24 protein-coding genes and 1 tRNA gene are annotated in these 25,413 nt (G+C 59.3%); 7 read left to right on the forward strand and 18 right to left on the reverse strand.

Annotation, left to right across the window (positions count from 1 at the left end; genetic code table 11):
- The first annotated feature begins 2 nt into the window (after nucleotides 1-2).
- A complete protein-coding gene (locus ACKFRX_RS10305) occupies nucleotides 3-1,982 on the forward strand; it encodes an ATP-dependent DNA helicase (protein ID WP_408927788.1) in 1,980 nt (659 codons plus the stop codon).
- On the opposite strand, the gene ACKFRX_RS10310 is transcribed toward ACKFRX_RS10305, so the two are convergent.
- The 4 genes from ACKFRX_RS10310 to nrdF form a co-directional block, all read right to left on the reverse strand.
- Nucleotides 1,948-2,679, reverse strand: a complete 732-nt coding sequence (locus tag ACKFRX_RS10310; protein WP_408927789.1) for a peptidyl-tRNA hydrolase — start codon at nucleotides 2,677-2,679, stop codon at nucleotides 1,948-1,950. The genes ACKFRX_RS10305 and ACKFRX_RS10310 overlap by 35 nt on opposite strands.
- Nucleotides 2,672-3,862 (reverse strand): phosphoserine phosphatase SerB, encoded by a 1,191-nt coding sequence (gene serB / locus ACKFRX_RS10315; protein WP_408927790.1) that lies wholly within the window; start codon nucleotides 3,860-3,862, stop codon nucleotides 2,672-2,674. Before serB ends, ACKFRX_RS10310 begins: the two co-directional genes overlap by 8 nt.
- A gap of 103 nt (nucleotides 3,863-3,965) precedes the next feature.
- A complete protein-coding gene (ctaD, locus tag ACKFRX_RS10320; RefSeq protein WP_005327325.1) occupies nucleotides 3,966-5,660 on the reverse strand; it encodes a cytochrome c oxidase subunit I in 1,695 nt (564 codons plus the stop codon).
- 342 nt (nucleotides 5,661-6,002) lie between these two features.
- Complete coding sequence (nrdF, locus tag ACKFRX_RS10325) at nucleotides 6,003-6,992, reverse strand: class 1b ribonucleoside-diphosphate reductase subunit beta (RefSeq protein ID WP_005323941.1); 990 nt, start codon at nucleotides 6,990-6,992, stop codon at nucleotides 6,003-6,005.
- A 146-nt stretch (nucleotides 6,993-7,138) separates the two neighbouring features.
- On the opposite strand from nrdF, the gene ACKFRX_RS10330 reads away from it, so the two are divergent.
- Complete coding sequence (locus ACKFRX_RS10330) at nucleotides 7,139-7,834, forward strand: FCD domain-containing protein (RefSeq protein ID WP_347950572.1); 696 nt, start codon at nucleotides 7,139-7,141, stop codon at nucleotides 7,832-7,834.
- Nucleotides 7,835-7,889: 55 nt separating this feature from the next.
- Here the strand turns inward: ACKFRX_RS10330 and nrdE are convergent, their stop codons facing one another.
- The 6 genes from nrdE to ACKFRX_RS10360 form a co-directional block, all read right to left on the reverse strand.
- A complete protein-coding gene (nrdE, locus tag ACKFRX_RS10335) occupies nucleotides 7,890-10,052 on the reverse strand; it encodes a class 1b ribonucleoside-diphosphate reductase subunit alpha (protein WP_198491998.1) in 2,163 nt (720 codons plus the stop codon).
- 54 nt (nucleotides 10,053-10,106) lie between these two features.
- A complete protein-coding gene (nrdI, locus tag ACKFRX_RS10340) occupies nucleotides 10,107-10,538 on the reverse strand; it encodes a class Ib ribonucleoside-diphosphate reductase assembly flavoprotein NrdI (protein ID WP_150850756.1) in 432 nt (143 codons plus the stop codon).
- Between the two features lie 22 nt (nucleotides 10,539-10,560).
- Nucleotides 10,561-10,800 carry a glutaredoxin-like protein NrdH gene (nrdH, locus tag ACKFRX_RS10345; RefSeq protein WP_198491999.1) on the reverse strand — a complete coding sequence of 80 codons (240 nt, stop codon included), beginning with the start codon at nucleotides 10,798-10,800 and terminating at the stop codon, nucleotides 10,561-10,563.
- Nucleotides 10,801-11,107: 307 nt separating this feature from the next.
- The gene (locus tag ACKFRX_RS10350) at nucleotides 11,108-12,013 is read right to left on the reverse strand and encodes an alpha/beta fold hydrolase (RefSeq protein WP_408927791.1); all 906 of its coding nucleotides are present in this window, start codon (nucleotides 12,011-12,013) and stop codon (nucleotides 11,108-11,110) included.
- 165 nt (nucleotides 12,014-12,178) lie between these two features.
- The gene (gene ykgO / locus ACKFRX_RS10355) at nucleotides 12,179-12,301 is read right to left on the reverse strand and encodes a type B 50S ribosomal protein L36 (protein ID WP_003847162.1); all 123 of its coding nucleotides are present in this window, start codon (nucleotides 12,299-12,301) and stop codon (nucleotides 12,179-12,181) included.
- A 120-nt stretch (nucleotides 12,302-12,421) separates the two neighbouring features.
- The gene (locus tag ACKFRX_RS10360; protein WP_408926737.1) at nucleotides 12,422-13,777 is read right to left on the reverse strand and encodes a sugar porter family MFS transporter; all 1,356 of its coding nucleotides are present in this window, start codon (nucleotides 13,775-13,777) and stop codon (nucleotides 12,422-12,424) included.
- A 27-nt stretch (nucleotides 13,778-13,804) separates the two neighbouring features.
- Here ACKFRX_RS10360 and nadE point away from each other — a divergent pair, with 27 nt between their 5' ends.
- Complete coding sequence (gene nadE, locus ACKFRX_RS10365; protein ID WP_408927792.1) at nucleotides 13,805-14,626, forward strand: ammonia-dependent NAD(+) synthetase; 822 nt, start codon at nucleotides 13,805-13,807, stop codon at nucleotides 14,624-14,626.
- On the opposite strand, the gene ACKFRX_RS10370 is transcribed toward nadE, so the two are convergent.
- Both ACKFRX_RS10370 and ACKFRX_RS10375 read right to left on the reverse strand, forming a co-directional pair.
- On the reverse strand, nucleotides 14,623-15,348 hold the full coding sequence (locus ACKFRX_RS10370; protein WP_408927793.1) for a fructosamine kinase family protein: 726 nt from the start codon (nucleotides 15,346-15,348) through the stop codon (nucleotides 14,623-14,625). The two genes, nadE and ACKFRX_RS10370, sit on opposite strands and share 4 nt — an antisense overlap.
- A gap of 30 nt (nucleotides 15,349-15,378) precedes the next feature.
- Nucleotides 15,379-15,753: a DUF805 domain-containing protein gene (locus tag ACKFRX_RS10375; RefSeq protein WP_408923313.1), complete on the reverse strand. Its 375-nt coding sequence runs from the start codon at nucleotides 15,751-15,753 to the stop codon at nucleotides 15,379-15,381.
- 80 nt (nucleotides 15,754-15,833) lie between these two features.
- Between ACKFRX_RS10375 and ACKFRX_RS10380 the strand changes: the two genes are divergently transcribed.
- Complete coding sequence (locus tag ACKFRX_RS10380; RefSeq protein WP_005327340.1) at nucleotides 15,834-16,742, forward strand: NAD(P)/FAD-dependent oxidoreductase; 909 nt, start codon at nucleotides 15,834-15,836, stop codon at nucleotides 16,740-16,742.
- Between the two features lie 53 nt (nucleotides 16,743-16,795).
- Here the strand turns inward: ACKFRX_RS10380 and ACKFRX_RS10385 are convergent.
- The 4 genes from ACKFRX_RS10385 to pgm form a co-directional block, all read right to left on the reverse strand.
- A tRNA-Ala gene (locus ACKFRX_RS10385) sits at nucleotides 16,796-16,868 on the reverse strand.
- 76 nt (nucleotides 16,869-16,944) lie between these two features.
- Nucleotides 16,945-17,676 (reverse strand): DsbA family protein, encoded by a 732-nt coding sequence (locus tag ACKFRX_RS10390; RefSeq protein ID WP_408927794.1) that lies wholly within the window; start codon nucleotides 17,674-17,676, stop codon nucleotides 16,945-16,947.
- A gap of 54 nt (nucleotides 17,677-17,730) precedes the next feature.
- Nucleotides 17,731-18,195 carry a MauE/DoxX family redox-associated membrane protein gene (locus tag ACKFRX_RS10395; protein ID WP_408923311.1) on the reverse strand — a complete coding sequence of 155 codons (465 nt, stop codon included), beginning with the start codon at nucleotides 18,193-18,195 and terminating at the stop codon, nucleotides 17,731-17,733.
- A 16-nt stretch (nucleotides 18,196-18,211) separates the two neighbouring features.
- Nucleotides 18,212-19,828 carry a phosphoglucomutase (alpha-D-glucose-1,6-bisphosphate-dependent) gene (gene pgm / locus ACKFRX_RS10400; RefSeq protein ID WP_408927795.1) on the reverse strand — a complete coding sequence of 539 codons (1,617 nt, stop codon included), beginning with the start codon at nucleotides 19,826-19,828 and terminating at the stop codon, nucleotides 18,212-18,214.
- 136 nt (nucleotides 19,829-19,964) lie between these two features.
- Here pgm and ACKFRX_RS10405 point away from each other — a divergent pair, with 136 nt between their 5' ends.
- Genes ACKFRX_RS10405 through ACKFRX_RS10415 form a run of 3 tightly spaced genes read left to right on the forward strand, consistent with a single transcriptional unit; the run spans nucleotide 19,965 to nucleotide 22,055 of the window.
- Nucleotides 19,965-21,386, forward strand: coding sequence for a sodium:alanine symporter family protein (locus ACKFRX_RS10405; RefSeq protein ID WP_198492006.1), 1,422 nt, complete (start codon nucleotides 19,965-19,967; stop codon nucleotides 21,384-21,386).
- A gap of 10 nt (nucleotides 21,387-21,396) precedes the next feature.
- Complete coding sequence (locus tag ACKFRX_RS10410; protein WP_198492007.1) at nucleotides 21,397-21,699, forward strand: fluoride efflux transporter family protein; 303 nt, start codon at nucleotides 21,397-21,399, stop codon at nucleotides 21,697-21,699.
- The gene (locus ACKFRX_RS10415; protein WP_198492008.1) at nucleotides 21,696-22,055 is read left to right on the forward strand and encodes a CrcB family protein; all 360 of its coding nucleotides are present in this window, start codon (nucleotides 21,696-21,698) and stop codon (nucleotides 22,053-22,055) included. The genes ACKFRX_RS10410 and ACKFRX_RS10415 overlap by 4 nt, the downstream gene beginning before the upstream one ends.
- 50 nt (nucleotides 22,056-22,105) lie before the next feature.
- On the opposite strand, the gene ACKFRX_RS10420 is transcribed toward ACKFRX_RS10415, so the two are convergent.
- On the reverse strand, nucleotides 22,106-24,649 hold the full coding sequence (locus ACKFRX_RS10420) for an ABC transporter permease (RefSeq protein WP_408927796.1): 2,544 nt from the start codon (nucleotides 24,647-24,649) through the stop codon (nucleotides 22,106-22,108).
- The gene (locus tag ACKFRX_RS10425; RefSeq protein WP_239278431.1) at nucleotides 24,650-25,378 is read right to left on the reverse strand and encodes an ABC transporter ATP-binding protein; all 729 of its coding nucleotides are present in this window, start codon (nucleotides 25,376-25,378) and stop codon (nucleotides 24,650-24,652) included.
- Nucleotides 25,379-25,413 lie beyond the last annotated feature (35 nt).

Genomic DNA, 25,413 nt, shown 5'->3' on the forward strand with positions numbered 1-25,413 from the left:
GGGTGAGTGAGCACGCAGATGAGCCCCTAAACCTCGACACGGAAACGCTGCTGGGCAAGGCCGTTGACGCGCTGGGCGGCAGCCGGCGCGAAGGCCAGGTGCGCATGGCCACGGCCGTCTCGGCCGCGCTCGACAAGGAGCGTCACCTAGCTGTGCAGGCCGGTACCGGTACCGGTAAGTCCCTGGCCTACTTGGTCCCGGCTATCCGGCATGCGATGAACTCGGGGTCCACCGTCATCGTCTCCACCGCGACCCTAGCCTTGCAGCGCCAGCTGGTGGAGCGCGATCTGCCGCGGCTTACTGAGGCGCTCGCCCCTGTGATGGAGCGTACGCCCACCTTCGCCATCATGAAGGGCCGCAATAACTACCTGTGCATGAATAAGATTGCGGCTACCCCGGATGATCCGGAAGCTCTTATCGACGAATCCGAGATATCCCACCGCGGCAAGGCCGTGCGCCGTATCCACGAGTGGGCGCAGGAAACCGACACCGGTGACCGCGATGATCTAGAGCCGGGCGTGCCGGACTTGGTGTGGCGGGCGGTATCGGTCACTTCCAACGAGTGCTTGGGCGCTTCGCGCTGCCCGCACGGGCCGGATTGCTTTGCAGAAGAGGCTCGTAGGGCGGCTGCCGACGTCGATATCGTGGTCACCAACCACGCCATGCTCGCCATCGACGCGGTTTCTGAGGCAAATATTTTGCCGGAGCACGACGTCGCCATTATCGATGAGGCCCACGAGCTCGACGGCCGCATCACCTCTGTATCTACCGCGGAGATTACTACCCGCGCCATCAAGATGGCCGCCAACCGCGCGAAGTCGCTGGGCAATGCTGGCAGCCTCTCGGACTTGGCCGAGGAATTTGATGACCTGATGAAAATCCAAGAGCCAGGCCGTTGGACAGACCTAGATGAAACCTCACAGGGCCACCTGCGCGCGCTTGCCGACGAATTTCTGCGCGTTAAGTCCCTCATTTCTCGCGCACCAGAAGGCGAAGCCACCGACGACCCGGAGAAAAACGCCGAGCGCCAGAACCTCAGCAACCACCTTTCCGACCTAGCGCAGGCCATGGCGCGCATGCTGGAGGTTTTCGCCACCGATGACCCAGCCAAGCAAGACGACGTCGTCTGGCTCGAGCGCGATCCGCGCAGCGACGCCGAGACCCTCGCCGTGGCTCCCCTCTCCATTGCCCACATGCTGCGCGAGAACCTCTTTGGGGAGCAGACGGTGGTGCTGACCTCGGCCACCCTCGCCCTCGGCGGCCGCTTCGATGCCATGGCCGCCCAGTGGGGCATGCCGAGCGGTACCTACGACACCTTGGACGCGGGCACGCCTTTCGACCCAGCCAAATCCGGCATCCTGTATACCGCCAAACACCTACCCACGCCGGGCCGCGACGGCCTGCCCAAAGAAACCATCGATGAGATCTACGAGCTCATTATGGCCGCCGGCGGGCGCACGCTTGGTCTGTTTTCCTCCCGCCGCGCGGCGGAAGAGGCGGCCACCGCCCTCAAGCCGCGCATCCCCTTTGACCTCTTCGTGCAAGGCGAGGATTCCATCGGCGCACTGGTAGAGAAATTCTCCCAGAAGGAAAACTCCTGCCTCTTCGGCACGCTTACCCTGTGGCAAGGCGTGGACGTGCCGGGACCGGCCTGTTCGCTGGTCATCATCGACCGCATTCCGTTCCCCCGGCCGGACGATCCCCTCATGCAGGCGCGCGCCCAAGCAGCCGATGCAGCGGGCCGCTCCGGATTCATGGAGGTTTCCGCCAACCACGCCGCCTTGCTCATGGCACAGGGCGCAGGCCGCCTGCTGCGCCACGTGACCGACCGCGGAGTGGTGGCCGTGCTCGATAACCGCTTGGAGTATAAGCGCTACGGCAGCTTCCTCAAGGCCTCCATGCCGCGCTTTTGGCAAACCACCGACCCGGATACGGTGCGCGGCGCGCTTAAGCGATTGGTCGCCGCAAAGCGCACACGGTAGCCGAGTCCGGCGCAATCTCCGTAAAGCCGGCGTCCACGATGACCACGGCGCCGTCCTGTGCACAGGCGGTGCGAAAATCTTCTCCGGACACCTCGCGCACCGAAAGCTTAAAACCGGTGCCGGCCCAGGCACGGGCCTCCCCCACCGACATCGCCGCGGCGAGCATCATCGAACCGTGGCCCACCTGCGCTGCGGCCTTGCCGGCAGACATGTCGAGGCTGCGGTCGACGTAGATGACGGGGACGTCGCCAAGCGGGGCTCCTGGCTCATCATAGGCAAGGTCAGTGTGACCGATTTGCAGCTTGCTGATGAGCGGGTCCACCTCCCCCACGGCCGAAGGCGCGAAGGCCCGGGCACGGTCCGCCACGGTCACGCCGGGCAGGCTCTGCACATCGCGCCAGGCCTTATTGCGCGCCCGGCGGGCGATCTTGCGGATGCGGTGGCCGTACCACTGGCCCAGGGCGTGGGCGAAGGCCCCGTCCTCCCCCGCGCGCTCGTCCAGGCACACGGCCACAACGGCACTGGCGGCCGCCTCTAGCACCTCCGTGCGCGCCGGCGGCTCCTGCTTTGGCAGGTTAAGCGCAATCTGCATCGCTTGGATGGTGGCGGGCTCGTCAGGGTTTTCTGGGTCATCGCGCCACGAGCGCGAGTCACAAGCCTCTACCAAGCGCTGGTGGGCGATTTCAAACTTATCCACGAACAACCTCCTCGGCCGGGATTCCCAAAATCTGTAGTACTTCATCCAGCCGCCGGTGATTTACCGAGGTATCCGCCACTTCTTGCAGCGCCGGCTTAGCGTTAAAGGCGATGCCCAGCCCCGCGGCGGTAATCATATCGATGTCATTGGCACCGTCGCCCACGGCAACCGTCTGGCGCATGCCCACTCCAGAATCCGCGGCGAACTCCCGCAGGAATTCCTCCTTGGCCTTGCGGTCAACCACCTCGCCGGTTACGCGGCCGGTGAGCTTGCCATCGGCGATCTCCAAAGTATTGGCGCGGACGTAATCTAATTGCATTTCTGCGGCTAGGCCCTCTAGGACTTGGATGAACCCACCGGAGACCACAGCGGTGCGATAACCGATGCGGTTGAGCGTGGCAATAGTCGCGCGGGCACCGGGGGTCAGCTGAATCTCGCGGGCTACCTCATCAATGATGGAAGCATCCAGGCCGGCCAAAACGGCCACGCGCTCGCGCAGGGACTCCTCAAAGTCCAATTCGCCGCGCATAGCCCGGGCCGTGATTTCGGCAACCTCTTCCTCCTTGCCGGCGTGCGCGGCCAGCATCTCGATGACCTCGCCTTGAATGAGGGTGCTATCGCAGTCGAAGCAGACGAGGCGCTTGGAACGCCGGCCCAGGCCCGCCGGTTCGATAGCAATGTCGATGCCAATCTGCTGTGCGAGCTCTGCTAGCGCCTGGCGAACGGGTGCCGCGGAACCATCGAGGGACAAGAAAAGCTCCAGCCCGGTCAGCGGAGAGGTGGAAAGCCCGCGGATGCGATCGATATTGGCATCGAAGTTGGCCAATACGCGGGCGACCTCCTCTACGTGGTGGGCGGTTACTTCCGTTCCCATGAGGACCACCGCATGCGTAGAGCGAGCTCGCGCGCTAGATTCCTCCTCCCGCACGTCCACGGATACCTGCTGCCCGTAGATGCTCAAGGTATTACGCAACCCCTGTGCAATCTGCTCGGCGCGCGCACTGGGAATGCGGGTATGGGCAGCGAGGGTGATACGGCCGGAAAAGATGGCCTGCTCGACGTCGACAAGCGCGGCGCTATAAGACGCCAACACGCGGAAGAAGGCAGCCGAGACCCCGGGCTTGTCCGGCCCGGTGGTGGTAATGACGGCATAGGCATCAGCTTGGGTACTCACGCCGCCCATTATCGCACGTGGGGCAAATAAGATACGCCAAAGCCGCCTCCCACGGCCCTTGGCGGGCTGGGAGGCGGCTTAAGTCAGGAGTGCTTTAGCGAGTTATATCGCTTTAGTGGCTACCCACGTGTGCTTCTTCGCGCATGCGCTGAACCATGTGCGGGTAGTGCAGCTCGAAGGCCGGACGCTCGGAGCGGATACGCGGCAGCGACACGAAGTTGTGGCGCGGCGGCGGGCAGGAGGTTGCCCACTCGAGGGAGTTGCCGTAGCCCCATGGGTCATCCACGGTGACAATCTCGCCATAGCGCCAGGACTTGAATACGTTCCACACCAGCGGGATAACGGAAGCGCCAAGGACGAAGGAGAAGATGGTGGAAATCTGGTTGAAGACCGTGAAGCCATCGGACTCCAGGTAGTCAGCGTAACGACGCGGCATACCCATGTTGCCGACCCAGTGCTGAACCAAGAAGGTGCCGTGGAAGCCGATGAAGGTCAACCAGAAGTGAATCTTTCCCAGACGCTCATCCAGCATGCGGCCGGTCATCTTCGGGAACCAGAAGTACAGGCCGGCGAAGGCGGAGAACACAACCGTACCGAACAGGGTGTAGTGGAAGTGCGCAATCAAGAAGTAGGACTCAGCCAGCTGGAAGTCCAGTGCCGGGGATGCCAGCATAACGCCGGTCATGCCGCCGAAGAGGAAGGTAGCCATGAAGCCCATGGCGAAGATCATCGGGGTATCCCAGGTGATGTGACCCTTCCACATGGTGCCCACCCAGTTGAAGAACTTAACACCGGTTGGAACCGCAATCAGGAACGTCATGAAGGAGAAGAACGGCAGCAGGATAGCGCCGGTGACGAACATGTGGTGTGCCCACACAGCCATGGACAGGGAGCCGATGGCCAGCAGTGCGAAGACTAGGCCGATGTAGCCGAAGACCGGCTTGCGGGAGAAGACCGGAACGACCTCAGAGATAACGCCGAAGAATGGCAGTGCCAAGACGTAGACCTCAGGGTGGCCGAAGAACCAGAACAGGTGCTGCCACAGGATGGCGCCGCCATTAGCGGAATCGTAGATGTGGCCGCCCAGCTTGCGGTCATACAGAACGCCCAGTGCTGCAGCGGTCAGCAGCGGGAAGATCATCAGCACGATGGCGGACGCGGTAAACACAGCCCAGCTGAAGACCGGCAGACGGAACATGGTCATGCCCGGTGCGCGCAGGGTCAGGATGGTCGTAATCATGTTGACAGCGGAGGCAATGGTACCGACACCGGTAGCGCCCACGCCGACGATCCACATATCCGCGCCGATGCCCGGGGTGTGGACACCATCAGCCAGCGGCATGTACATGGTCCAGCCGAAGTCAGCCGCACCACCTGGGGTTACGAAGCCCAGCAGCATCACGGTGCCGCCCAGCAGGGTAACCCAGAAGCCGAAGGCGTTTAGACGAGGGAAGGCCACGTCCGGCGCACCAATCTGCAGCGGCAGGATGTAGTTACCAAAGCCCCACACGACTGGGGTCGCAAACAGCAGCAGCATCACGGTGCCGTGCATGGTGAACAGCTGGTTGAACTGCTCATTGGACAAGAACTGGAGACCCGGGGTGAACAGCTCCGCGCGGATCAACAGTGCCATAAAGCCACCGAGGAAGAAGAAGCTGAAGGACATGATCAAGTACATGATGCCCAGCTGCTTGTGGTCGGTGGTGGTTAGAAATACCCAAGCCTTTGAACCGGTCTTCGCGTTACCGGTTGGCTCTGGACGTGTGGGGGCGACGTAATCGTCGACCCGTGGCGCCACAGCGGTCATAAAATCCTCCTGAATAACAAAGTGTCTGTGGACAGACTCCACCTACACCTAGGTTTACTCGCCTTATATTAGGCCATTTTCCCCTGTTCTTTCCAGCTTCCCCCAATACTCGGATGCGAAGACACGCCTCACCATTGACCACATCTGCCACATTGCCCCTGCACGTGGCGCGGCCACTATTTCCACCTACGGTTTTCGCCAGAAATACACCGTGCTATATGTCACAGCCGCGCCGAATTGTGCGGCCCCAAAACGCAAAAACACACCCCCGCTCGTTATCAACCTTTCGGTTGAGTTCGAGCAGAAGGTGTGCTGCAAGACCACGCTGATCAGCGGGAATGCTTAGAAGTCCCAGTCATCATCCGTGGTGTCCTCAGCCTTGCCGATGACATAGGACGAACCCGAACCAGAGAAGAAGTCATGGTTCTCATCGGCATTTGGCGACAACGAGGACAAGATAGCCGGGGAAACGCGGGTCTCATCGGCTGGGAAGAGCCCCTCAAAGCCCAAGTTATTCAGTGCCTTATTGGCGTTGTACCGCAGGAAGCGCTTAACGTCCTCGGTCCAGCCCAGGTCATCGTAGAGATCCTCGGTGTAGTCGATCTCATTGTCATAGAGGTCATAGACCAAGTCGAAGGTGTATTCCTTCAGCTCTGCCTGGTGCTCTTCATCCAGCTGCTTATACGCCTGCTGGAACTTATAACCAATGTAGTAACCATGCACAGCCTCATCGCGGATGATCAGGCGGATGATATCGGCGGTGTTGGTGAGCTTCGCACGGGAGGAGAAGTACATCGGCAGGTAGAAGCCGGAGTAGAACAGGAAGGACTCCAGCAGCGTGGACGCCACCTTCTTCTTCAGCGGATCATCGCCCTTGTAGTAGGACAAGATGATCTTGGCCTTCTTCTGCAGGTTCTCGTTTTCTTCGGACCAGCGGAAGGCATCGTTGATCATCGGCGTGGACGCCAGGGTCATAAAGATATTGGAATAGGACTTGGCGTGCACGGACTCCATGAAGGCGATATTGGTGTAGACCGCTTCCTCATGCAGAGTCTGGGAATCCGGAAGGAGGGAAATCGCACCCACGGTGCCCTGGATGGTATCCAGCAGCGTCAGGCCGGTAAAGACCCGCATGGTGGTTTCCTTTTCCTTCTCCGTCAGCGTCTTCCAGCTAGGCAGGTCATTGGAGACGGGGACCTTTTCCGGCAGCCAGAAATTACCGGTGAGGCGATCCCATACCTCGAGGTCCTTTTCATCCGGGATGCTATTCCAGTTAATGGCCTTAACTGGCTTTTCATGACTAGAAACGTAGTCATCATACTCGTGCGACACGCGGCGTCACTCCAATACTCAAAACGGACACTTTTAGCTCCCCAGCATACCCAATTCGCCCGCCCTCTAAATCATTGTGGTGGATGCCTCATGCCTATACTGATCCCAGCTATTCCGAGTGCCTGCACAGAGAGGATTCCCCCACCATGAGCGCTACCCCTCCCCTACTCGGTTCCGTGGTGGATCAACTCGGCGCGGATATAGTACGCGGAGACCTCGCGGAGGGCGAGCGGTTCCGGCTGGGGGACGTCGAAAAGCGCTTTGGCATCTCCCGCACCGTGGCCCGCGAGGCCATGCGTGCCTTGGAGCATCTCGGCATGGTGAGCTCTGGGCGCCGCGTGGGCCTCACGGTGCTACCGATGGAGAAGTGGGCGGTATATGACCCAGCGATCATTGCCTGGCGCTTAGACAACGATAAAACGTGCGGGCAGCAAGTGGCCCGGCTCAACGAGCTAAGGCTTGGCATCGAACCGGTGGCCGCGCGTCTGGCTGCCGGCAACGCCACCGCCCAGCAGCGGGCGGAATTGCTGCGCCTCGCCGCGCGATTGGCCGAGCTGGAATCCACCCCGTCTCCGCGCGTAGGCGAAGAATTGGAAACCGATCTGCGCTTCCACACCCTCATCCTGCGGGCCTCCGGCAATGAAATGCTCGCCGCGCTCGCCCCCTCCCTAGTGGCGATGCTCAAGGGCAAGTCCGTCTTCGGCTCCCGCAAACGCGACCCCATCAGCGGCACCACACAGCTGCACATGGAACTGGCCCGCGCCATTGATGCCGGGCTTGCCGACGCCGCCGAAGAAACCTCCCGCACCATTCTCGACCGCACTAGGGCCGAAAACGGCTAAACGCCTCGATGCACGTCCTTCCCCGCGACGTGCATCGAGGCACCCTACCACCGGTTTAGAGCATGCAGGATACGCAGCCCTCGACCTCGGTACCTTCCAGCGCCATCTGGCGCAGGCGGATGTAGTACAAGGTCTTAATGCCCTTGCGCCACGCATAAATCTGCGCGCGGTTGACCTCACGAGTGGTCGCGGTGTCCTTGAAGAAGAGCGTGAGCGATAGGCCCTGGTCCACATACTTGGTGGCTACGGCATAAGTATCGACGATTTTCTCGTAGCCGATTTCATAGGAGTCCTTGAAGTACTCCAGGTTGTCATTATCCATGTGCGGCGCCGGGTAGTAGACGCGGCCGATCTTGCCTTCCTTGCGGATCTCAATCTTGGAGGCAATCGGGTGGATGGACGAGGTGGAGTTATTGATATAGGAAATCGAGCCCGTCGGCGGCACCGCCTGCAGGTTGCGGTTGTATAGGCCGTACTTGGCCACGTCCTGCTTCAAATCCTCCCAGTCCTGGGCGGACGGGGTGTGGATCGAAGAGGCGTCGAAAAGCTCCTGCACCTTCTTGGTCTTCGGCTTGAACTCTTCCGGATCGTAGCGGTCAAAGAATTCGCCGGAGGCATACTCGGACTGCGGGAACTCCGTGAAGTACTCGCCGCGCTCGCGGGCGATCTTATTGGAGGCGCGCAGCGCCGCATACAGCACGGCCGCAAAGTAGGCGTTGGTGAAGTCCAGGCCCTCTTCCGAGCCATACTCGATATGCTCGCGGCCCAAGTAACCGTGCAGATTCATCTGGCCCAGGCCAATGGCGTGGGACTCGTCATTACCACGGCGCACGGACGGCACGGAATCGATGGAGGTCTTATCCGCCACGGCGGTCAGGCCACGAATGGCGGTTTCCACCGTATTGGCGAAGTCCGGCGAATCCATGGTCATTGCGATATTCAGGGAACCCAAGTTGCAGGAAATATCGCTGCCCAGCTCCTCGTAGGTCAGGTCCGCGTTGAATTCGGATGCGGAGTTGACCTGCAGGATTTCCGAGCACAGGTTGGACATGTTGATCCACGAGGTCTTCACCGGGTTCGCGCGGTTTACGGTGTCCTCGAACATGATGTACGGGTAACCGGACTCGAACTGCAGCTCGGCCACGGTCTGGAAGAAGTGGCGGGCGTTGATCTTCTTCTTGCGGATGCGTGGGTCTTCCACCATCTCTTCGTAGTGCTCGGTGACGGAGATGTCACCGAAGGCCTTGCCATAGACGCGCTCGACGTCATACGGCGAGAAGAGGTACATATCATCATTGCGCTTAGCCAGCTCAAAGGTGATATCCGGCACGACGATGCCCAGCGAGAGGGTCTTAATGCGGATCTTTTCATCCGCGTTCTCGCGCTTGGTATCCAGGAAGTTCATGATGTCCGGGTGGTGCGCGTTGAGGTAGACCGCGCCGGCACCCTGGCGGGCACCGAGCTGATTGGCGTAGGAGAAGGAATCCTCCAGCAGCTTCATCACGGGGATGACGCCGGAAGACTGGTTCTCAATGTGCTTAATTGGTGCACCGGACTCGCGGATATTAGACAGCAGGAGGGCCACGCCGCCGCCGCGCTTGGAAAGCTGCAGCGCGGAGTTGATGGAGCGGCCGATGGACTCCATGTTGTCCTCGATGCGCAGCAGGAAGCAGGAGACGAGCTCGCCGCGCTGGGCCTTGCCGGCGTTGAGGAAGGTCGGGGTAGCCGGCTGGAAGCGGCCGGTCATGATCTCGTCTACGAGGTGCTCGGCCAAGCCTGCGTCGCCGTCCGCCAAGAACAGGGCCGTCATGGACACGCGGTCCTCAAAGCGCTCGAGGTAGCGGCGGCCATCAAAGGTCTTCAGCGTGTAGCTGGTGTAGTACTTATACGCACCCAGGAAGGACTTGAAGCGGAACTTATAGGAATAAGCGCGCTTGAACAGCTCCTTAATAAAGGAGAAATCATACTGCTCAATGACCTGCGGGTCGTAGTACTTGTTATTAATCAGGTAATCGATCTTTTCTTCCAGATCATGGAAGTAGACCGTGTTTTGATTAACGTGCTGCAGGAAGAATTGGTTAGCGGCCTCGCGGTCCTTTTCAAACTGAATCTTGCCATTAGCATCGTAGAGATTCAGCATCGCGTTCAGAGCGTGGTAATCCAATTGCTCTTCTGGCTTTACTGGCTCGGCGACGGTCTTCCCCAATTGCGTACTCACAGCTGACAAGGCCTTTCTTAAAAATCAGGATCTTTATTTAAGTCGTGGTAGGCGCTAGGCCGCAGCCTCGAGCCCAAGCTCGGCGGCGTTAGCCAATAAGCCTTCACGACAAATTTTTATATCGTCTTCGTTTCCCAGCAACTCGAAACGATACACATAGGGCACTTTACATTTGGCGCTGATGACGTCACCAGCCTTGCCAAAGTCGGCACCAAAATTGCTATTGCCACCCGCGATTACCGCGCGAATGAGGCTGCGGTTGTGCTCATCTTTGAGGAACTTAATAACCTGCTTTGGCACGGGCCGGGAGTTTTGGTGGCTGATGGAAGCGCCCCCGCCATAGGTGGGGCACACCAAGACATAAGGTTCGTTGACCTTGAGGAGCTCCTCCGTGCGGCGCAGCGGAATGCGCGCGCTGGGAAAGCCCAGTTTCTGCACGAACCGGTGCGTATTTTCCGTCGCGGAGGAAAAATACACGACCAACATGGCTACTGGCCTCCCCTACCTCTTAGGCGGATGCCGCTACGGAAGCCAAGCCCTTGATACGGTCAGGGCGGAAACCGGACCAGTGCTCGCCATTAGCCTCAACTACCGGGGCCTGAACGTAGCCCAGTGCCATGACGTAGTCACGGGCTTCATCATCAACAGAAATATCGACCAAGTTGTAATCGAGACCGGCGCGGTCGAGGGCCTTCTTGGTGGCATTGCACTGGACGCATGCTGGCTTGGTGTAAACGGTGATAGACATATAGATCCTTAAAGCTCCTGCATTGAAAAATTCGTCAGAGCGGGGAGCGTTTTCCCGCCTAAACGGGCGCTTCCTGCGCCGCTCTGAGCAACATCAACGACACTATACTTTGGGGGAAATACCCGCAACTAACACAATATGTAGTAGTTACAGTCATGGTATTCCCAGGATGGCACACCCCTGGACCCCACATGTTGACCACACCTACGGACAGCCATGAAACTACACCAATGGGATTCCTGCAGGTTTACCTGGCGTTCACCATTTTGTGTGTCAAAGTTCACATTTAAGGGGCCGGCGGCCCACTCTAGGCCCCGCTTGCCGGCGCCCCCTCAGAGACGCAGGTCGACGGGTCCGGCCGCTCCCCCGGGGCGCGCTTCAGGCCAAAAATGACCTGACTCAACACCGTCTGGTTGGTCGGCAGCTTGTCGTGCCGAGGAGCCACGCCGCAGACCTCGCCCAGGTCGAGGTTGACCACATCGGCGCCGTCGACAAGCGCCAGCTGCGAAGAGCTATTCGGAGTCACCGTCGTATCCCCCGGCGAGTAAATGGAGGTATAAAGCACGCCTGGCGCGGTATCTGGCAGCGCATTGAGCCGTTTCATAAACTCCGACCCCACCACTTGCTGAATGCCGGCCGTACTTGCCAGAAAGGCGGCGAGGCGCGGTGCGAAGGCAATGATTTTAGAGAGCGCCTCCCCCTGCCCGTTGAGCGTGGTGCCGTGGAAGTTGCCGCCCAGCGCCACCGCATGGGAGACGTGATCCGCCCCATCGTGCATTTGGGTATAGGTCTTGATGTGCATACCGCCCTGGGAATGGCCCACCAAGTTCACCTTGTCCGAGCCAGTAACCTCCCGGACATAGTCCACCTGATCCGCAATTTCCGCGGCCGAATCATCCAGGTCCGCGATGGCTTTGACGCTTGGAATCATATTCTGCAAGGTGACATCATCGGCGCCGTAGTCAAAGGCCCACACGCACGCCCCCTGGTCCTGCAGAAGGTGGACCAAATTTCCCCACACGGAAGCATTATTCGAGGTTCCATGCAGCAGCACAACGGGCTCAGTGATGTCCCCTGAAGGCACACAGGACGGGTCATTGATGCCAAGGGACTCCGGTGCAGAGGATTCCCACTGTGGTTCTGCGGCATGAGCCACTGGGGCGGACAATCCGAGTGCGGCGGCAGTGAGCGCGGCAACGATTCGCTGGGACATTATTCTTCTTTCTCACGACATAAATAGACAAAATAACTATATTCATATATTTGCCTTTATGTTCACCGGAGTTGAAGAGAATGTATCCTTTGTGCCCGAACTCACGCATGAAAAAATCCGCCCCACTCCGGGAGTCCGGAGGGAGCGGATGGAATCGCGTCTCAATTAGCCCTGACGAGCCTTGAAACGGGGATCCTTCTTGTTGATCACGAAGACCTTACCGTGGCGGCGAATAACCTGGGCGCCCGGCTTCTTCTTCAGCGACCGAAGGGACTTACGGACCTTCATCGGGCGCTCCTTTCGTTATGCGCAATCTACATGCGGTTGAATAAGTAAAGCACGGACTGGGAATCCCCAGCCATGACACGAGGAAAAATGTTACCTCACACGGCCGTCAATACCAAAACACTAAGGCTTCACGGGTGCGGACTCGCGCCCGTAGCGCGACTTCATCTCCTCGCCTACCTCATCCAGGCTACGTCCCATAGTCTCTGGAACCAAAACCTTGGTATAGCCGATGGCGATGAGGCCGAAGACTCCGAAGATGATAAACGCCACCGGGCCGGTCAGCCACTCCACTAGCGGCAGGAAGTACTGCGCCACGGCCCAGTTGGTGGCCCATAGCGAGAGCCCCGCAATGCCCATGCCTAGGCCGCGCACCTGCAGCGGCACCAGCTCGGAAATGAGCAGCCAGGTGGTGGGTGACACTGCCGCCTGTTGGAAGGCGATAAACAGCGCCATAAAGACCAACGAGACCATCGCCATGGCGGTGGAGTCCTGCGCGTGGGAATAGGCAAAGGAGAGGATAAACAGCGAGATCACGTTGCCGGTCAGGCCGATCAGCAACAATCGCTTTCGCCCAATGCGGTCCACGACCTTCAGCCCCACCCAACAGGCCAGCACGGATACCGTGCCGATAACGATGGAGGTATAAACCGAGTTGGCCGTGGATATCCCCACCTGGTTCATCATGGTCGGCGCGAAGTACACGATGGCGTTGACGCCGGTAATCTGCTGCGTCAGCCCCATCAACATGGCAAGCAACACCGTAATTTGCATCCAGCGATTGGCCTTCAGCGCCTTCCATTCGGATCCGCTGGATTTTCGCGCGGTCTCCTGCGAGGTCAGCTCCGAGATATCCATCCCGGCGCGCCCGGCAATCTCTTGGGCGCGGGACATGCGCCCGTTGGTTGCCAGCCATACCGGCGTCTCTGGCAGGAACGCCATTCCGAGCGCCAGCGCCAGGCCCGGCACGGCGGCCAGGCCCAGCATCCACTCCCAGCTACCGGTAGAGGCCAACGCGGAGTTGACCAGGTAGGCCATCAACTGACCCACCACAATCGCGAGGGTATTGAGCGAGACCATGCGCCCGCGCACCTTGGCGGGCACGATCTCCGCGATATACATGGGAGACACGATGGACACTGCACCCACGGCAAAGCCCAAAAAGGTGCGCGCGGTGGCCAGCATCCCCACCGAGCCGGAAAGCGCACACCAGATGGAACCCAGCACGAAAATAACGCCTCCCGCAATCAGCGTGAAGCGACGCCCATACCTATCGGCGATGCGACCGGCCGTCAGCGCACCTACTGCAGCACCCACGAGCAGCATCGAGGTCACCCAACCCTCTTGGTGCGCGCTCATGTCGAATGCGGGGCTAATAAAAAGCAAGGCACCGGACATCACTCCGGTGTCGTATCCAAATAGCAGCCCGCCCAGGGCCGCTATGCCAGCTACTACCTTGACATAAACTTCCTTATTCACAGCACAATATTGTGTCAGGCAGCTACCATGAACGTCATGTCGAATGATGCCGAAAAACTGCAGCAAACCATCATAAAAGCCCTGGGTGTGCGTCCCTTTATCGATCCAGAAGCCGAAGTGCAGCGCCGGGTGGATTTCTTGGTTGATTACCTGCGCACCACTGGCGCTAAAGGCTACGTGCTGGGTATCTCCGGCGGCCAAGATTCCACCTTGGCGGGAAAGCTTGCGCAGCTGGCGGTGGAGCGCGTCGACGGCGCGGAGTTTTGGGCCGTGCGCCTGCCCCACGGCGTGCAGGCCGATGAGGACGATGCCCAGATTGCTCTGGATTTCATCCAGCCCGATCACCGCGCCACCGTCGATATCAAGCCGGCCACCCTGGCCCTCGACGAACAGGTGGCGGATGCGCTGCAGCTTGCCGACGTCACCGATTTCAACCGCGGCAATACCAAAGCCCGCCTGCGCATGACCACCCAATACGCCATCGCCGGCGAGGTCGGCGCGCTAGTCATCGGCACCGACCATGCGGCAGAAAACGTCACCGCCTTCTTTACCAAGTGGGGCGATGGCGCGGCGGATCTCCTCCCCTTGGCCGGCCTCAATAAGCGCCAGGGCGCCGCCCTCCTAGAGCACCTCGGTGCCCCGCGCTCTACCTGGGAAAAGGTTCCCACCGCGGACTTGGAGGACGATAAGCCCCAGCTTCCCGACGAAGAAGCCCTCGGCGTCACCTACGCCCACATCGATGACTACTTAGAGGGCAAGGCGGTTCCCGACGCCGCCCGCGAGCGCATCGAAACCTTATGGCGCCGCGGTGCTCACAAGCGCATCATGCCGCAGGGGCCGAACGTTTAGCCCAGCACTTCCAAGGTCGCGGCCGCCGCGCGCTCCAGCGGCCGGTTATAGCTGGCGCCGTGCGTCAGCGCATGCACCGCCAACGGATGCAGCTGGTGCATGGGAATCCACTTCTCGATGTCCTTCGGCGCACCATAGCCCCGGAAAATCTCCTCAAGGTACGGTGCCCCGAAAAGTGCCAACATCCCCAAATCCGTATGCGGGTGTCCACCATGGGCGGCGGGGTCAATCATGATGCCGCCATCCGCTCCAAAAAGCAGGTTGCCCGCCCATAGATCGCCGTGGATGCGCGCCGGTGCCACATCCCAACTGCGCGCGGCGATGGCATCGCAAGCACGCCTTACCAAGTCCAACTGCGCCGCACTAATCCCTGCCAGTTCCGCGAAGGGCAGCACTCGCTGTTCAACATAGAACTCGCCCCAATTATCCGTCGGGATGCAGTCTTGCTCGATGCTGCCAATGAAGTTCTTGCCTTCCCACTCGGTAGGAGGCGTGCCAAAGCCTTCAGCTCCCGCACGGTGCATGCGCGCCAGCTCTGCACCAAACTTGCGGGCCGCCTCCGGCGTGGGCATGACCTCGTCTACGCGCTCGGTAACGATTTCTAGCCCGTCGGCACTCACGACGTTGACCACCGCGTCGGTGGCCTCCCCGAGCCACCGCAATGCAGCCGCCTCGGCACCTGCTTGATCCGTGTCGCGTACTCGCTTTGAAAAAGTCTGCATGCCGCCCAGCCTAATCAGGCAAGGAAATTTTTAAAGCGCCGCGTGCTCGCGCGTGGGCAGGGCCATCATAAAGAGCAACGCGATTCCACCGAACACGGGAATGAACCCAATCAGGCATAGCAGCCCTGTCCTCCCGGAATCGTGCAGCCGCCGGCATATCAAGGAAACGACTGGAATCACAAGTACCGCCTCTGCAATAGTCTCAATATCCACGCCAAAGTGCCGATCGATAATGCCGATTGCCACAGAAATCAGCACGAGGAAACCAAAGACCCACCAAAACTCACTCATGGACGCTCGGCCACGGAAGTTGAAGTACTTTACAAAGAACCTGCCCACCGCCTGTACAGGCGACGCCCCATAGAGCGCTTCGCGTGTAAAGAACCCCATGGAATCATCAGTCATTCTGTGCGCGAGCCCCTTCGATGTTGACTGCATATACTCGGCTGCGCACCATGCTACCCACTTCCCATAAAGGAGGAGCAATGTACTCGGACGTCATCATCATCGGCGGTGGCTTTGCCGGCACCGCTGCGGCCATCACCTTGGCCCGCGCTAACCGCAATGTTCAGTTAATCGATTCCGGGGCTCCCCGGAATCGCTTCAGTGACCATGCCCACGGCATCCTTGGCCTCGACGGCGCGTCTCCTGCCGAACTGCTCCACCGCGGTCACGCGGAGGTCAAGAAATTCGGCGGAACCATTTCCCGGGGCTTGGTGGAGAAACTCACCCGCACTTCCGAGCACGGACCTTGGCAGGCAAAACTTGCCAGCGGCGAGGTCCTCGAGTCCCGCCACGTTCTCGTCGCGACGGGGCTCACGGACAAGCTCCCTGCAGTCCCCGGCCTCAGCGATTTGTGGGGCACCAGGGTCTTTCACTGCCCGTACTGCCACGGCTACGAAGTCACCGGAAAGAAGGTTGCGCTCATCGGCGGCGCGAACCCGCCTTTTACCATCCGCATCAGCAAACTGCTGTCCAAGTGGACGAGCACACTGACCTTTTACCCCAACGGCCTTGAGCTAACCGATCTTGATCGCACTCAACTCGCCGGATTGGGCGTAGAGGTAAACGATGCGCAAGTGACACAAGTCCGGCCAGAGGAGGCGTCGTCGACCGGCGTTGTAGTGCAAAGCTCCACTGGAGAAGACACCTATGAAGCATGCTTTACCGGGCCCGATTTTCTACCCAATGACGCACTGTTGCGGGATGCCGGCTGCGAATCAACATATGGCTGGGTCAGCGTAGAGCGTGGCCAGACCTCGGTACCGCGCCTGTGGGCGGCCGGCAATGTGGTCAGCTCCCCAGACCAGGTCTCGCAAGCGATGGGCAGCGGCGCGGCCGTCGGCATCGCCATCGATCAGCGCATGCTCGATGAAGATCTAGCGGAGCTCTAGCCCACCGCAACAAAGAAAAAGGAGAGGAACTAATGTTCCTCTCCTTTATATTGTGGAGCTAACGGGATTCGAACCCGTGACCCCCACACTGCCAGTGTGGTGCGCTACCAGCTGCGCCATAGCCCCTCAAACGAGGTGCAACCCTGTGGGCTGCAACTCGCTTAAATATACATGGAGGGTATTTAACTCTCCAAATCGCCTGCTACTTAGTGACGATCTCTACCCAGTCACCCAGGTTCTTGCCGGCCTTTTGATCCTTTTCGGATGGAACATCCTTGCCATTTTGGACAATGCGCGGCGAAGAGACCGAGCCGGTTTCTTTATCGAGCTTGTCATAGTTGGTCTTTGCCACCTTATTGCCCTGCTTGATATCCACGTCCTTCATGGACTCAACAACATCGTCTTCTGCGCCAAGCTCCTTGGCTTGGTCAGCGATGTCTCCGGTCTCCCACTTATTAGCAACACTTTGCTGATTTTGCATGAGGAAGTCACGCAAATTCCAGTAGGTTTTGACGTCGCCGGACTTTGCCAACTCCGACATAGCGGCTGCCGCCTTTGTGGAGTAGCCGTCTTGGCCTTCAATATCCTTGCCATCCAGGAAGTTGAGGGTGCGCACATGGACGATCAGCTTGCCAACTTCTATGGCCTGCTTCATGTCACCGTCGGTAGCTGCAGCCAATTCAGCACAGTGCGGGCAGGAGTAATCTTCGTACAGATCTACCTCAGGGGTATCGTCCGTAGCATTCTCGCCCTTCAGCGTGATAGCGCCGTCGCTGTACTCCATGGTCATATTGACGTCTTCGATGCCGTCATCGGACTGTTTACCGTTCCACACGATGTAGCCAATGACAACGGCAATAATGACGAGGAGCACGCCGACTCCCCAAATAAATCCGTTGCCACCCTTGGCGTTCGGGTCAGATACTTTGCTCATTTGAACCTTGCCTTTGCAATTCTTCGGACTCGATCAGCCTACCTTGCCCAACTACTAGGGGTGAAGGGCAAACTTGGTGAAGGGGCGCTTGATGGTCCATAGGGTCAGGAATAGATATCCGGCGTCACGCAGCAGCGTCTTCGCATAATCCATTCCTCGGTCAGGATTTTGGGCGTCAAAGCCAAAGCAGCCACAGTCAATATCCAATCCACGTGCCCACGCCTGTGCGATGCCCACCATAAAGAGCAGCAACACGCAGGTAGCCACGATGGAGGACTGGCGCAGGAATAGCCCGAGCAGCAGCAGTACGCCGCCAATGATTTCGAGCGGACCAATGACAATGGCGAGGTAGCCAGCCCAATCGGGAGTAAAGATGTCATAGCCCTTGATGGCCTGGGTCATGTCTAGAGTCTTGCCGAGCTTATGCACACCGGCGTCAATCCACACCCAAGCCATAAAAAAGCGGGCGATGAAGCTGATGACGTCGAGCACCAGCTTCCCATTAATCTTGCTACTCACGAGGATGAGTGTAGCGTTAAACCCCTAATACATGGGAAACAACTGCCTGTGCTTCTGCTTGCACCTGCTTGAGATGTTCCTCACCCAAGAAAGATTCGGCATAGATTTTGTACTTATCTTCAGTGCCGGAAGGACGAGCAGCGAACCAGGCATTTTCCGTCGCCACCTTCAGACCGCCAATCGCCGCCTCGTTGCCGGGCGCCTCCGTCAGCTTGGCCACGATGTCCTCGCCCGCCAGCTCAGTAGCGGTGATCTTGTCCGGAGACAGCTTCTTGAGGATGGCCTTCTGCTCGCGGTTCGCGGGGGCGTCGGTGCGGGCATAGGCTGGGGCGCCGAATTTCTCCGCCAGTTCTGCGTAGCGCTGGGACGGAGTCTTGCCGGTGACGGCAGTGATCTCCGCGGCGAGCAAGTCCATAATGATGCCGTCCTTGTCGGTGGACCACACGGAGCCATCGAAGCGCAGGAAAGACGCACCGGCGGATTCCTCGCCACCGAAACCAATGGCACCTTCGACCAACCCCGGTACAAACCACTTAAAGCCGACGGGAACCTCCACCAGTTCGCGGTCTAGGCTTTTTACCACGCGATCAATCATGGAGGAGGACACCAAAGTCTTGCCCACACCGGCACTCCCCCACTGCGGGCGGTGACTAAAGAGGTACTCGATAGCCACGGCAAGGTAGTGATTGGGGTTCATCAGGCCGGCATCGGGAGTGACAATGCCATGGCGGTCCGCGTCGGCGTCGTTGCCGGTGGCAAGGTCGAACTTAGAGCGGGCGTCGATAAGCGAGGCCATAGCATCAGGCGAGGAACAATCCATGCGGATCTTGCCGTCCGTATCCAAGGTCATAAAGCGGAAAGTGGCATCCACCTCCGGATTCACCACGGTCATGTTGAGCTCGTAGTGGTCAGCGATGGCCTGCCAATAATCCACGGAGGCGCCACCCATGGGATCAGCGCCGATGCGCAGGCCGGAATCTTTAATGGCCTGCATATCCACCACATTCTTAAGGTCAGCCACGTAGTTGTGCACGTAGTCGTGCTTCACGCAGCGCTCGTCCAGCACGCCCGCGACAGATGTCCGCTTCACGCCTTCCAGCCCGGCGCGCAGGTACTCGTTCGCGCGGCCAGCAATCCAATCGGTGGCCTGAGCATCGGCCGGTCCACCGGTAGGCGGGTTGTATTTGAAGCCGCCATCGCGGGGAGGATTATGGGACGGGGTAATCACAATGCCATCGGTGCCAGGGTGGGTCAGGATGGCATGGGAGACCGCCGGGGTCGGCGTGTAGCGGCCGCGCTCATCGACGCGAACCTCCACCCCATTGGCCAGCAGCACCTCAAGGGCGGAGACCATGGCAGGTTCGGACAGCGCGTGGGTATCTCGGCCGATGAAAATCGCCCCAGCAATGCCTTGTTCCGCGCGGTAATCCACAATGGCTTGGGTAATCGCTAGGATATGAGCCTCATTAAAGGCTCGATCCAGCGCGGAGCCGCGGTGGCCTGAGGTACCGAAGGACACCTGCTGATCCGGGTTATCGGCGTCCGGGGTGCGGGTGTAGTAGGCGGTGACCAATTCTGCGATATCAATAAGATCCGTGGGCTGTGCCAGCGTGCCGGCGCGCTCGTGGGCCATGGCGTGCTCCTTGAAGGGTTGGGGTGGTATGTCATTCCAGCTTGCCTGCTCTCCCGTGGTTGCGCAGGACGAATATTCCCCCGGCTGGGGGTATGGGCAAATTTACTCCATTTCTATAGTTCGCTAGATTTACAGAATGGACTCGCTTAATTCCATCCTCTCCGCCATCAGCACCGTGGTGTGGGGACCATTCATCCTCATTCCCCTCCTGTTAGGCACCGGCTTATGGCTGACCATTCGTTTGGGAGGACTCCAATTCCGAGCGCTGGGCCGCGCGACGCGTCACGTTTTTGCCACAGACCCTGACGAACAGTCCACCGAGGGTGATATTTCCAATTATCAGGCGCTGACCACCGCCCTTGCCGCTACCGTAGGCGTGGGAAACATCGTGGGCGTGGCCACCGCGTTGTCGATCGGCGGCCCTGGCGCACTGGTATGGATCTGGATTACCGGCCTCGTGGGCATGGCATCCAAGTACACCGAGGCCTACCTGGGTGTGCGTTTTCGCACCACGGATTCCAAGGGCGAGATGTCCGGCGGGCCGCAGCAATACCTAAAGCGTGGCATCCCCGGACCACTCGGATCGGTACTCGCAGTATTCTTTGCCATCTTTGCAATTTGCGCCTCCTTTGGCATCGGCAACCTCGCCCAAGCCAATGCTGTGGCCACCAATATGGAATCAACCTTCGGTATCGCCCCAGCGGCCACCGGTGCAATCCTCTTCGTCTTGGTGGGATCCGTACTCCTCGGCGGAATCCACGCCATCGGGCGCATTACCGCCGCCTTCGTCCCGTTGATGATCATCGTCTACGTCCTGGGCGGGCTCTATGTAATCTTCTCGCATGCCGCGGAGATCCCCGCCGCCTTTGCGATGATTTTCAGCGATGCCTTCACCGGCACCGCCGCGGGTGGCGGGTTCGTGGGCTCCACCATCATGATGGCCATTCAATACGGTGTTGCCCGCGGCATCTTCTCTAATGAGTCCGGCATGGGCTCCGCCGCCATCGCCGCCGCGGCTGCCAAGACCCCGCACCCAGCGCGCCAGGGGTTGGTATCGATGACGCAGACCTTCATTGACACCATCATCGTGGTCACCATCACTGGCTTGGTCATTGTTGTGGGCGGTACCTGGGATATGGGCCGTGACGAGGCCGGAATTATGACGGCCGAGGCCTTTTCCCGCGTGCTGCCCGGCGACTGGGGCGGCACCATCGTTTCGCTCTCCATTATTTTCTTCGCCTTTTCCACCATCATGGCCTGGGCGTATTACGGCGAACGTTCCCTGGAGTCCCTCTGCGGCCGCAAGGCCTCTATCCCCTACCGCATGTTTTTCGCCTGCCTCCTCTTTGTCGGCTCCGTCTCGGAGCTTGAGCTCGCTTGGACCTTCTCCGACCTAGCCAATGGCCTCATCGCCATCCCGAACCTCATTGGCCTGCTCCTCCTCTCCGGCCTCGTGGCCCGCGAAACCAAGGCATACTTAGCCTTTGACCCCAAGCTCAATAAGCCAGTGGATGAGGTGCGCGCGTTCGTAGAGTCCCAGGGGATGGACTGGAAGTAACATAGGCCGCATGCCTCAATTCCTCGTCGTGGGTGCTGGCGCTGCGCTCGGCGCGGTGGCCAGGTACCTCCTCTCCACCGCGCTCGGCGGCGGCATGCTCCCCCTGCTGGCCATCAATATCCTCGGCAGTGCCCTCATGGGCTACTTCCGCCCCGGCCCCTTTTGGGGCACCGGCGTGCTCGGCGGTTTCACCAGCTTCGCCACCTTCGCTTTCCTGACCTCCGAGGCCCATTGGACCGTGGCCCTGGCCTATGTCCTTGCCACCATCATCGGCTGCGTGGGCGGCTACCTGGCAGGTGACAAGCTGCGATGAATCTTCTCTGCGTCCTTCTCGGCGGCTTCATCGGCGGCAGCCTGCGCTATGGCTTTACCCGGCTTGTCCCCGCCCCCTACTGCACTTTCGTGGCGAATATTTTGGGCTCCCTAGCCCTTGGACTGGCCTATGGTTTCGCCCAGCTTGCCGACGCCCCCCTTCTCCACCCCTTCCTTGCCCTCGGCCTCGCCGGCGGCCTGTCCACCTGGTCCACATTGGCGAAGGAACTGGGAGAAATGATCAAACGCAAGCAGTGGTGGCGACTGTGCAAGTACCTCTTCTGGACCATTGGCCTCGGCATCGTTCTAGCCTGGCGCGGCACCATCTGGGCGGCCCGCATTTATCACGGCATATAAGCAAAATGGTCTCATTCTCCGCGCGAAGAATGAGACCATTAGCTGTATACCTAGTCTGCGATTGCCTCCAATGGCGGCGTCTTTGCCGCGCGGTTCGACGGCCAGACGGCCGCGATAATGCCGACGATGGCCGAGCCTACGAGCATAATGAGCACCATCGCCCACGGAATCTGCGCGGAATCCAATCCCTCATCACCGAGGATCTTGATAAAGGACCAGCCCAAGCCAAGGCCGATGAGGATGCCCATTACCGCGCCGAAGAGCGCAATCTGCACCGACTCAAGAGTGATCATCGTGCGGATCTGGCGGCGCTGCGTACCCACGGCACGCAACATGCCAATCTCCTGGCGTCGCTCAATAACACCCAGGGTCAAGGTATTGACAATACCCAGCACAGCAATAATCACTGCAAGGGCAAGCAGGCCGTACAGGATGGAAAGCATCTGGTCGATGAATCCGGCGGCTTGGCCCGCATACTCCTCACCAGAATTAACCTGAACCACGACCAAATCCTTGACCGAGTCCTCTAGGTTGTGGCGCAGCTCTTCTTTGTCATAGCCTTCCTGGCCCAAGACGCCCACCATTTGGACGGTAAAGGACTTCTCGGGAGCGACCTTTTCAGCCACGTCTTGCGAGAGCACCATATTCTGGACCACATCGGTGGGCTTAAAGGTACCGACCAGCTTGGCCTCGGCCTTCTTGTCCTTTTCCGCAGAAGTAACCTTGTAGGTCTCTCCTACCTTCCAGCCGTGTTCCTTGGCAAAGTCTTCGGTAGCAATGAAGCCCTTCTCCAAGTTGGCATCGCCCTCGACCATGTCGAGCGCAATCATCGACGACGGATCTCCATCCGCAGTCATCGTTTGTTGGAATTCTGGACCATAATCCATCGATGCCTGACCATCGACGGCTACCGGAGCCATACCGACGGTAATCACCTTATCGACGCCCTCGGCCTCCGCCGCGCGCTTACCCGTATCCTTCGGCGTCGGGAATTCACCGGAGCTAGGACCGGAAAGCAGGTAATCAGAAGTGATGTTCTGCTCCACGGTATCGGCCACAGAAGACTTCATAGTTGCGCCAAGCATGCCAATGGCGGTCACTAGGGCCACGCCCAAGGTCAGCGCAAATGCGGTGGCTGCCGTACGGCGCGGATTGCGACGCGAGTTGGTCGCCGCCAGTGAACCAATAGCGCCAAACGGTGCCCCGATTGCCTTGCCCACCGTCGGCACCAAAGGCAGCGACAAAGCAGGGCCGGCCAGGAAGAATCCCACGATGACGCCGAATGCGCCGAAGCCGACGAGGATGGCGCGGACGTTCGTCTCGCCGTCGGAAAGCACGCCTGCCAACGCCGCAACAATGCCCACCAGCAAGAAGATGGCACCGAAAATCGTGCGTACCTTCAGCGAAGTTCCGGAAGCAGATTCGGTAGTGCGCATTGCCTCAACCGGCTGCACGCGGCCCGCGCGCCGTGCCGGCGCCCACGCGGATACAACCGTCACGATAGTGCCCAAAATGATTGGAACTACGATTGCCGAAACGCTCAGGCCCAAGCCGCCATCGAGAGGCATTCCCTGCGCGCTCATGACTGCCTTAATGATTGCGACCAACCCCATACCAGCAACCACGCCAACTATGGACCCCAGAACACCAACAATGGCGGACTCCACCACCACCGAGTTGGTGATCTGGCGACGGGAAGCACCCAGCGCACGCAAGAGAGCAAACTCCTTGGTGCGCTGCGCGACAATCATCGAGAAAGTATTCGCAATGATGAAGGTGCCTACCAGCAGCGCAATCAGGCCGAAGGCGATGAGGAAGTAATTGATGAACTTCAAGGCAGAAGACATCATCTCCGAGGTCTCCTCAGCCAGGCGCTCACCCGACTCCGCCTTTACTTCATACTTCTCGTTCAGGTGGTCCACCAAGGCATTCGCATCCACTCCATCGGCTGCAGAAACCTTGAGCTGGCTCGGCTCGCCGTAGCGCTCCAGGTAATCCTTTTCAGCCATGCTCAGCACGATGCTCTCGCCTTGGTCGACCGCGGGCTCCGAGATGCCAGAAACGGTAACCGTATCCTGCTCATCGGGGTGAACCACAGTCAGCTTCTGCCCCACGGAAATGTCGTACTTGTCGGCCGCGGAAGAGTTGATGAGGACCTCGTCCTTACCGCTAGGCTCCTCGCCCTCCTTCAGCTCATCGGCGCCACCAACGACCTTGTCTTCCGGGTAGAACGGAACAACACTGGCCGTGCCGCCCTGGGTTTGAAAGGCCTCCGAGTTCTCATCGGCCGCGACAACGGTCTCCGAATCCGCGATATTGATGTTCTTGACATCCTTATCGTCGGCCAACTTCTGGCGCAGCTTGTCATCCAGTTTCGCGCCATTGTCGTCTTTTTGGCTCACCACTGCATCCACGCCGCGGAACTGATTGTCCACGGCGGAGTCAAACGTAGACTTTAGCGAATTGGTGAACATAAACGAGCCGGCAATAAACGCGGTGCCCAAAACCACCGCGAGAATCGTCAGCCCAAGGCGCAATTTATGCGCCACAATATTACGCAGAGACACTCTGCGCATTGCGTTTCCGCGTGCCATTTAGCCCTCAATCTCTGCCATTACCTGGTGAATGGCCTCCATCGTCGGATTGTGCAACTCATTCACTAGCTTGCCGTCAGCAAGGAAAACCACCCGGTCCGCATATGAGGCGGCCTTGGCATCGTGCGTCACGATGACCACTGTTTGGTTGTCCTTATCCACCGCGGTTCGCAAAATGTCGAGCACCTCGGCCGAAGAATTCGAATCCAGGTTGCCCGTTGGCTCATCGCCGAAGATGATTTCTGGCCGAGAAACCAATGCACGAGCACAGGCCACGCGCTGCTGCTGTCCGCCAGACAATTCAGCTGGGCGGTGTTCCAGGCGCTCTGCTAGGCCGAGGCGGCTAGTGACCTCCTCAAACCACTGCTTATCGACGCCCTTACCCGCAATATCCGTAGGCAGCGTAATGTTTTCCGCCGCAGTCAGCGTGGGCACAAGGTTAAAGGACTGGAAAATAAAGCCCAGTCGGTCACGACGCAAGGCCGTAATGTTTTTGTCATTGAGCGCCGACATATCGGTATCACCGATAAATGCTGATCCGGAGGTCGCTGAATCGAGACCAGCCATGGTGTGCATCAGCGTCGACTTACCGGAACCCGATGGGCCCATGATCGCCGTGAATTCGTTCTTGCCGAATTCAATGGATACATGATCAAGAGCGACGACAGCTGTGTCATCGCTTCCGTATTGCTTAAACAAGTCAACGGCGCGAGCCGCAGCATCAGTCATGAGACAAATTCTCCTTGTAAATGGGAAGTTACCTA

It is taken from the genome of Corynebacterium tuberculostearicum, assembly GCF_046097465.1.
In the GTDB taxonomy this organism is placed as follows: Bacteria; Actinomycetota; Actinomycetes; order Mycobacteriales; family Mycobacteriaceae; genus Corynebacterium; species Corynebacterium tuberculostearicum_I.

Bases quoted from the DNA above. Each gene is read 5' to 3' on its own strand.
- ykgO (WP_003847162.1), bottom strand. From the start codon at position 12,301: ATGAAGGTCCGTAAGTCCCTTCGGTCGCTGAAGAAGAAGCCGGGCGCC.
- ACKFRX_RS10370 (WP_408927793.1), bottom strand. From the start codon at position 15,348: ATGCAGACTTTTTCAAAGCGAGTACGCGACACGGATCAAGCAGGTGCC.
- serB (WP_408927790.1), bottom strand. From the start codon at position 3,862: ATGGGCGGCGTGAGTACCCAAGCTGATGCCTATGCCGTCATTACCACC.
- nadE (WP_408927792.1), top strand. From the start codon at position 13,805: ATGAACGTCATGTCGAATGATGCCGAAAAACTGCAGCAAACCATCATA.
- ACKFRX_RS10425 (WP_239278431.1), bottom strand. From the start codon at position 25,378: ATGACTGATGCTGCGGCTCGCGCCGTTGACTTGTTTAAGCAATACGGA.
- ctaD (WP_005327325.1), bottom strand. From the start codon at position 5,660: ATGACCGCTGTGGCGCCACGGGTCGACGATTACGTCGCCCCCACACGT.
- pgm (WP_408927795.1), bottom strand. From the start codon at position 19,828: ATGGCCCACGAGCGCGCCGGCACGCTGGCACAGCCCACGGATCTTATT.
- ACKFRX_RS10405 (WP_198492006.1), top strand. From the start codon at position 19,965: ATGGACTCGCTTAATTCCATCCTCTCCGCCATCAGCACCGTGGTGTGG.
- nrdH (WP_198491999.1), bottom strand. From the start codon at position 10,800: ATGTCTATCACCGTTTACACCAAGCCAGCATGCGTCCAGTGCAATGCC.
- ACKFRX_RS10415 (WP_198492008.1), top strand. From the start codon at position 21,696: ATGAATCTTCTCTGCGTCCTTCTCGGCGGCTTCATCGGCGGCAGCCTG.
- ACKFRX_RS10375 (WP_408923313.1), bottom strand. From the start codon at position 15,753: ATGACTGATGATTCCATGGGGTTCTTTACACGCGAAGCGCTCTATGGG.
- ACKFRX_RS10350 (WP_408927791.1), bottom strand. From the start codon at position 12,013: ATGTCCCAGCGAATCGTTGCCGCGCTCACTGCCGCCGCACTCGGATTG.
- ACKFRX_RS10380 (WP_005327340.1), top strand. From the start codon at position 15,834: ATGTACTCGGACGTCATCATCATCGGCGGTGGCTTTGCCGGCACCGCT.
- ACKFRX_RS10390 (WP_408927794.1), bottom strand. From the start codon at position 17,676: ATGAGCAAAGTATCTGACCCGAACGCCAAGGGTGGCAACGGATTTATT.
- ACKFRX_RS10410 (WP_198492007.1), top strand. From the start codon at position 21,397: ATGCCTCAATTCCTCGTCGTGGGTGCTGGCGCTGCGCTCGGCGCGGTG.
- ACKFRX_RS10420 (WP_408927796.1), bottom strand. From the start codon at position 24,649: ATGGCACGCGGAAACGCAATGCGCAGAGTGTCTCTGCGTAATATTGTG.
- nrdI (WP_150850756.1), bottom strand. From the start codon at position 10,538: ATGTTGGTCGTGTATTTTTCCTCCGCGACGGAAAATACGCACCGGTTC.
- ACKFRX_RS10330 (WP_347950572.1), top strand. From the start codon at position 7,139: ATGAGCGCTACCCCTCCCCTACTCGGTTCCGTGGTGGATCAACTCGGC.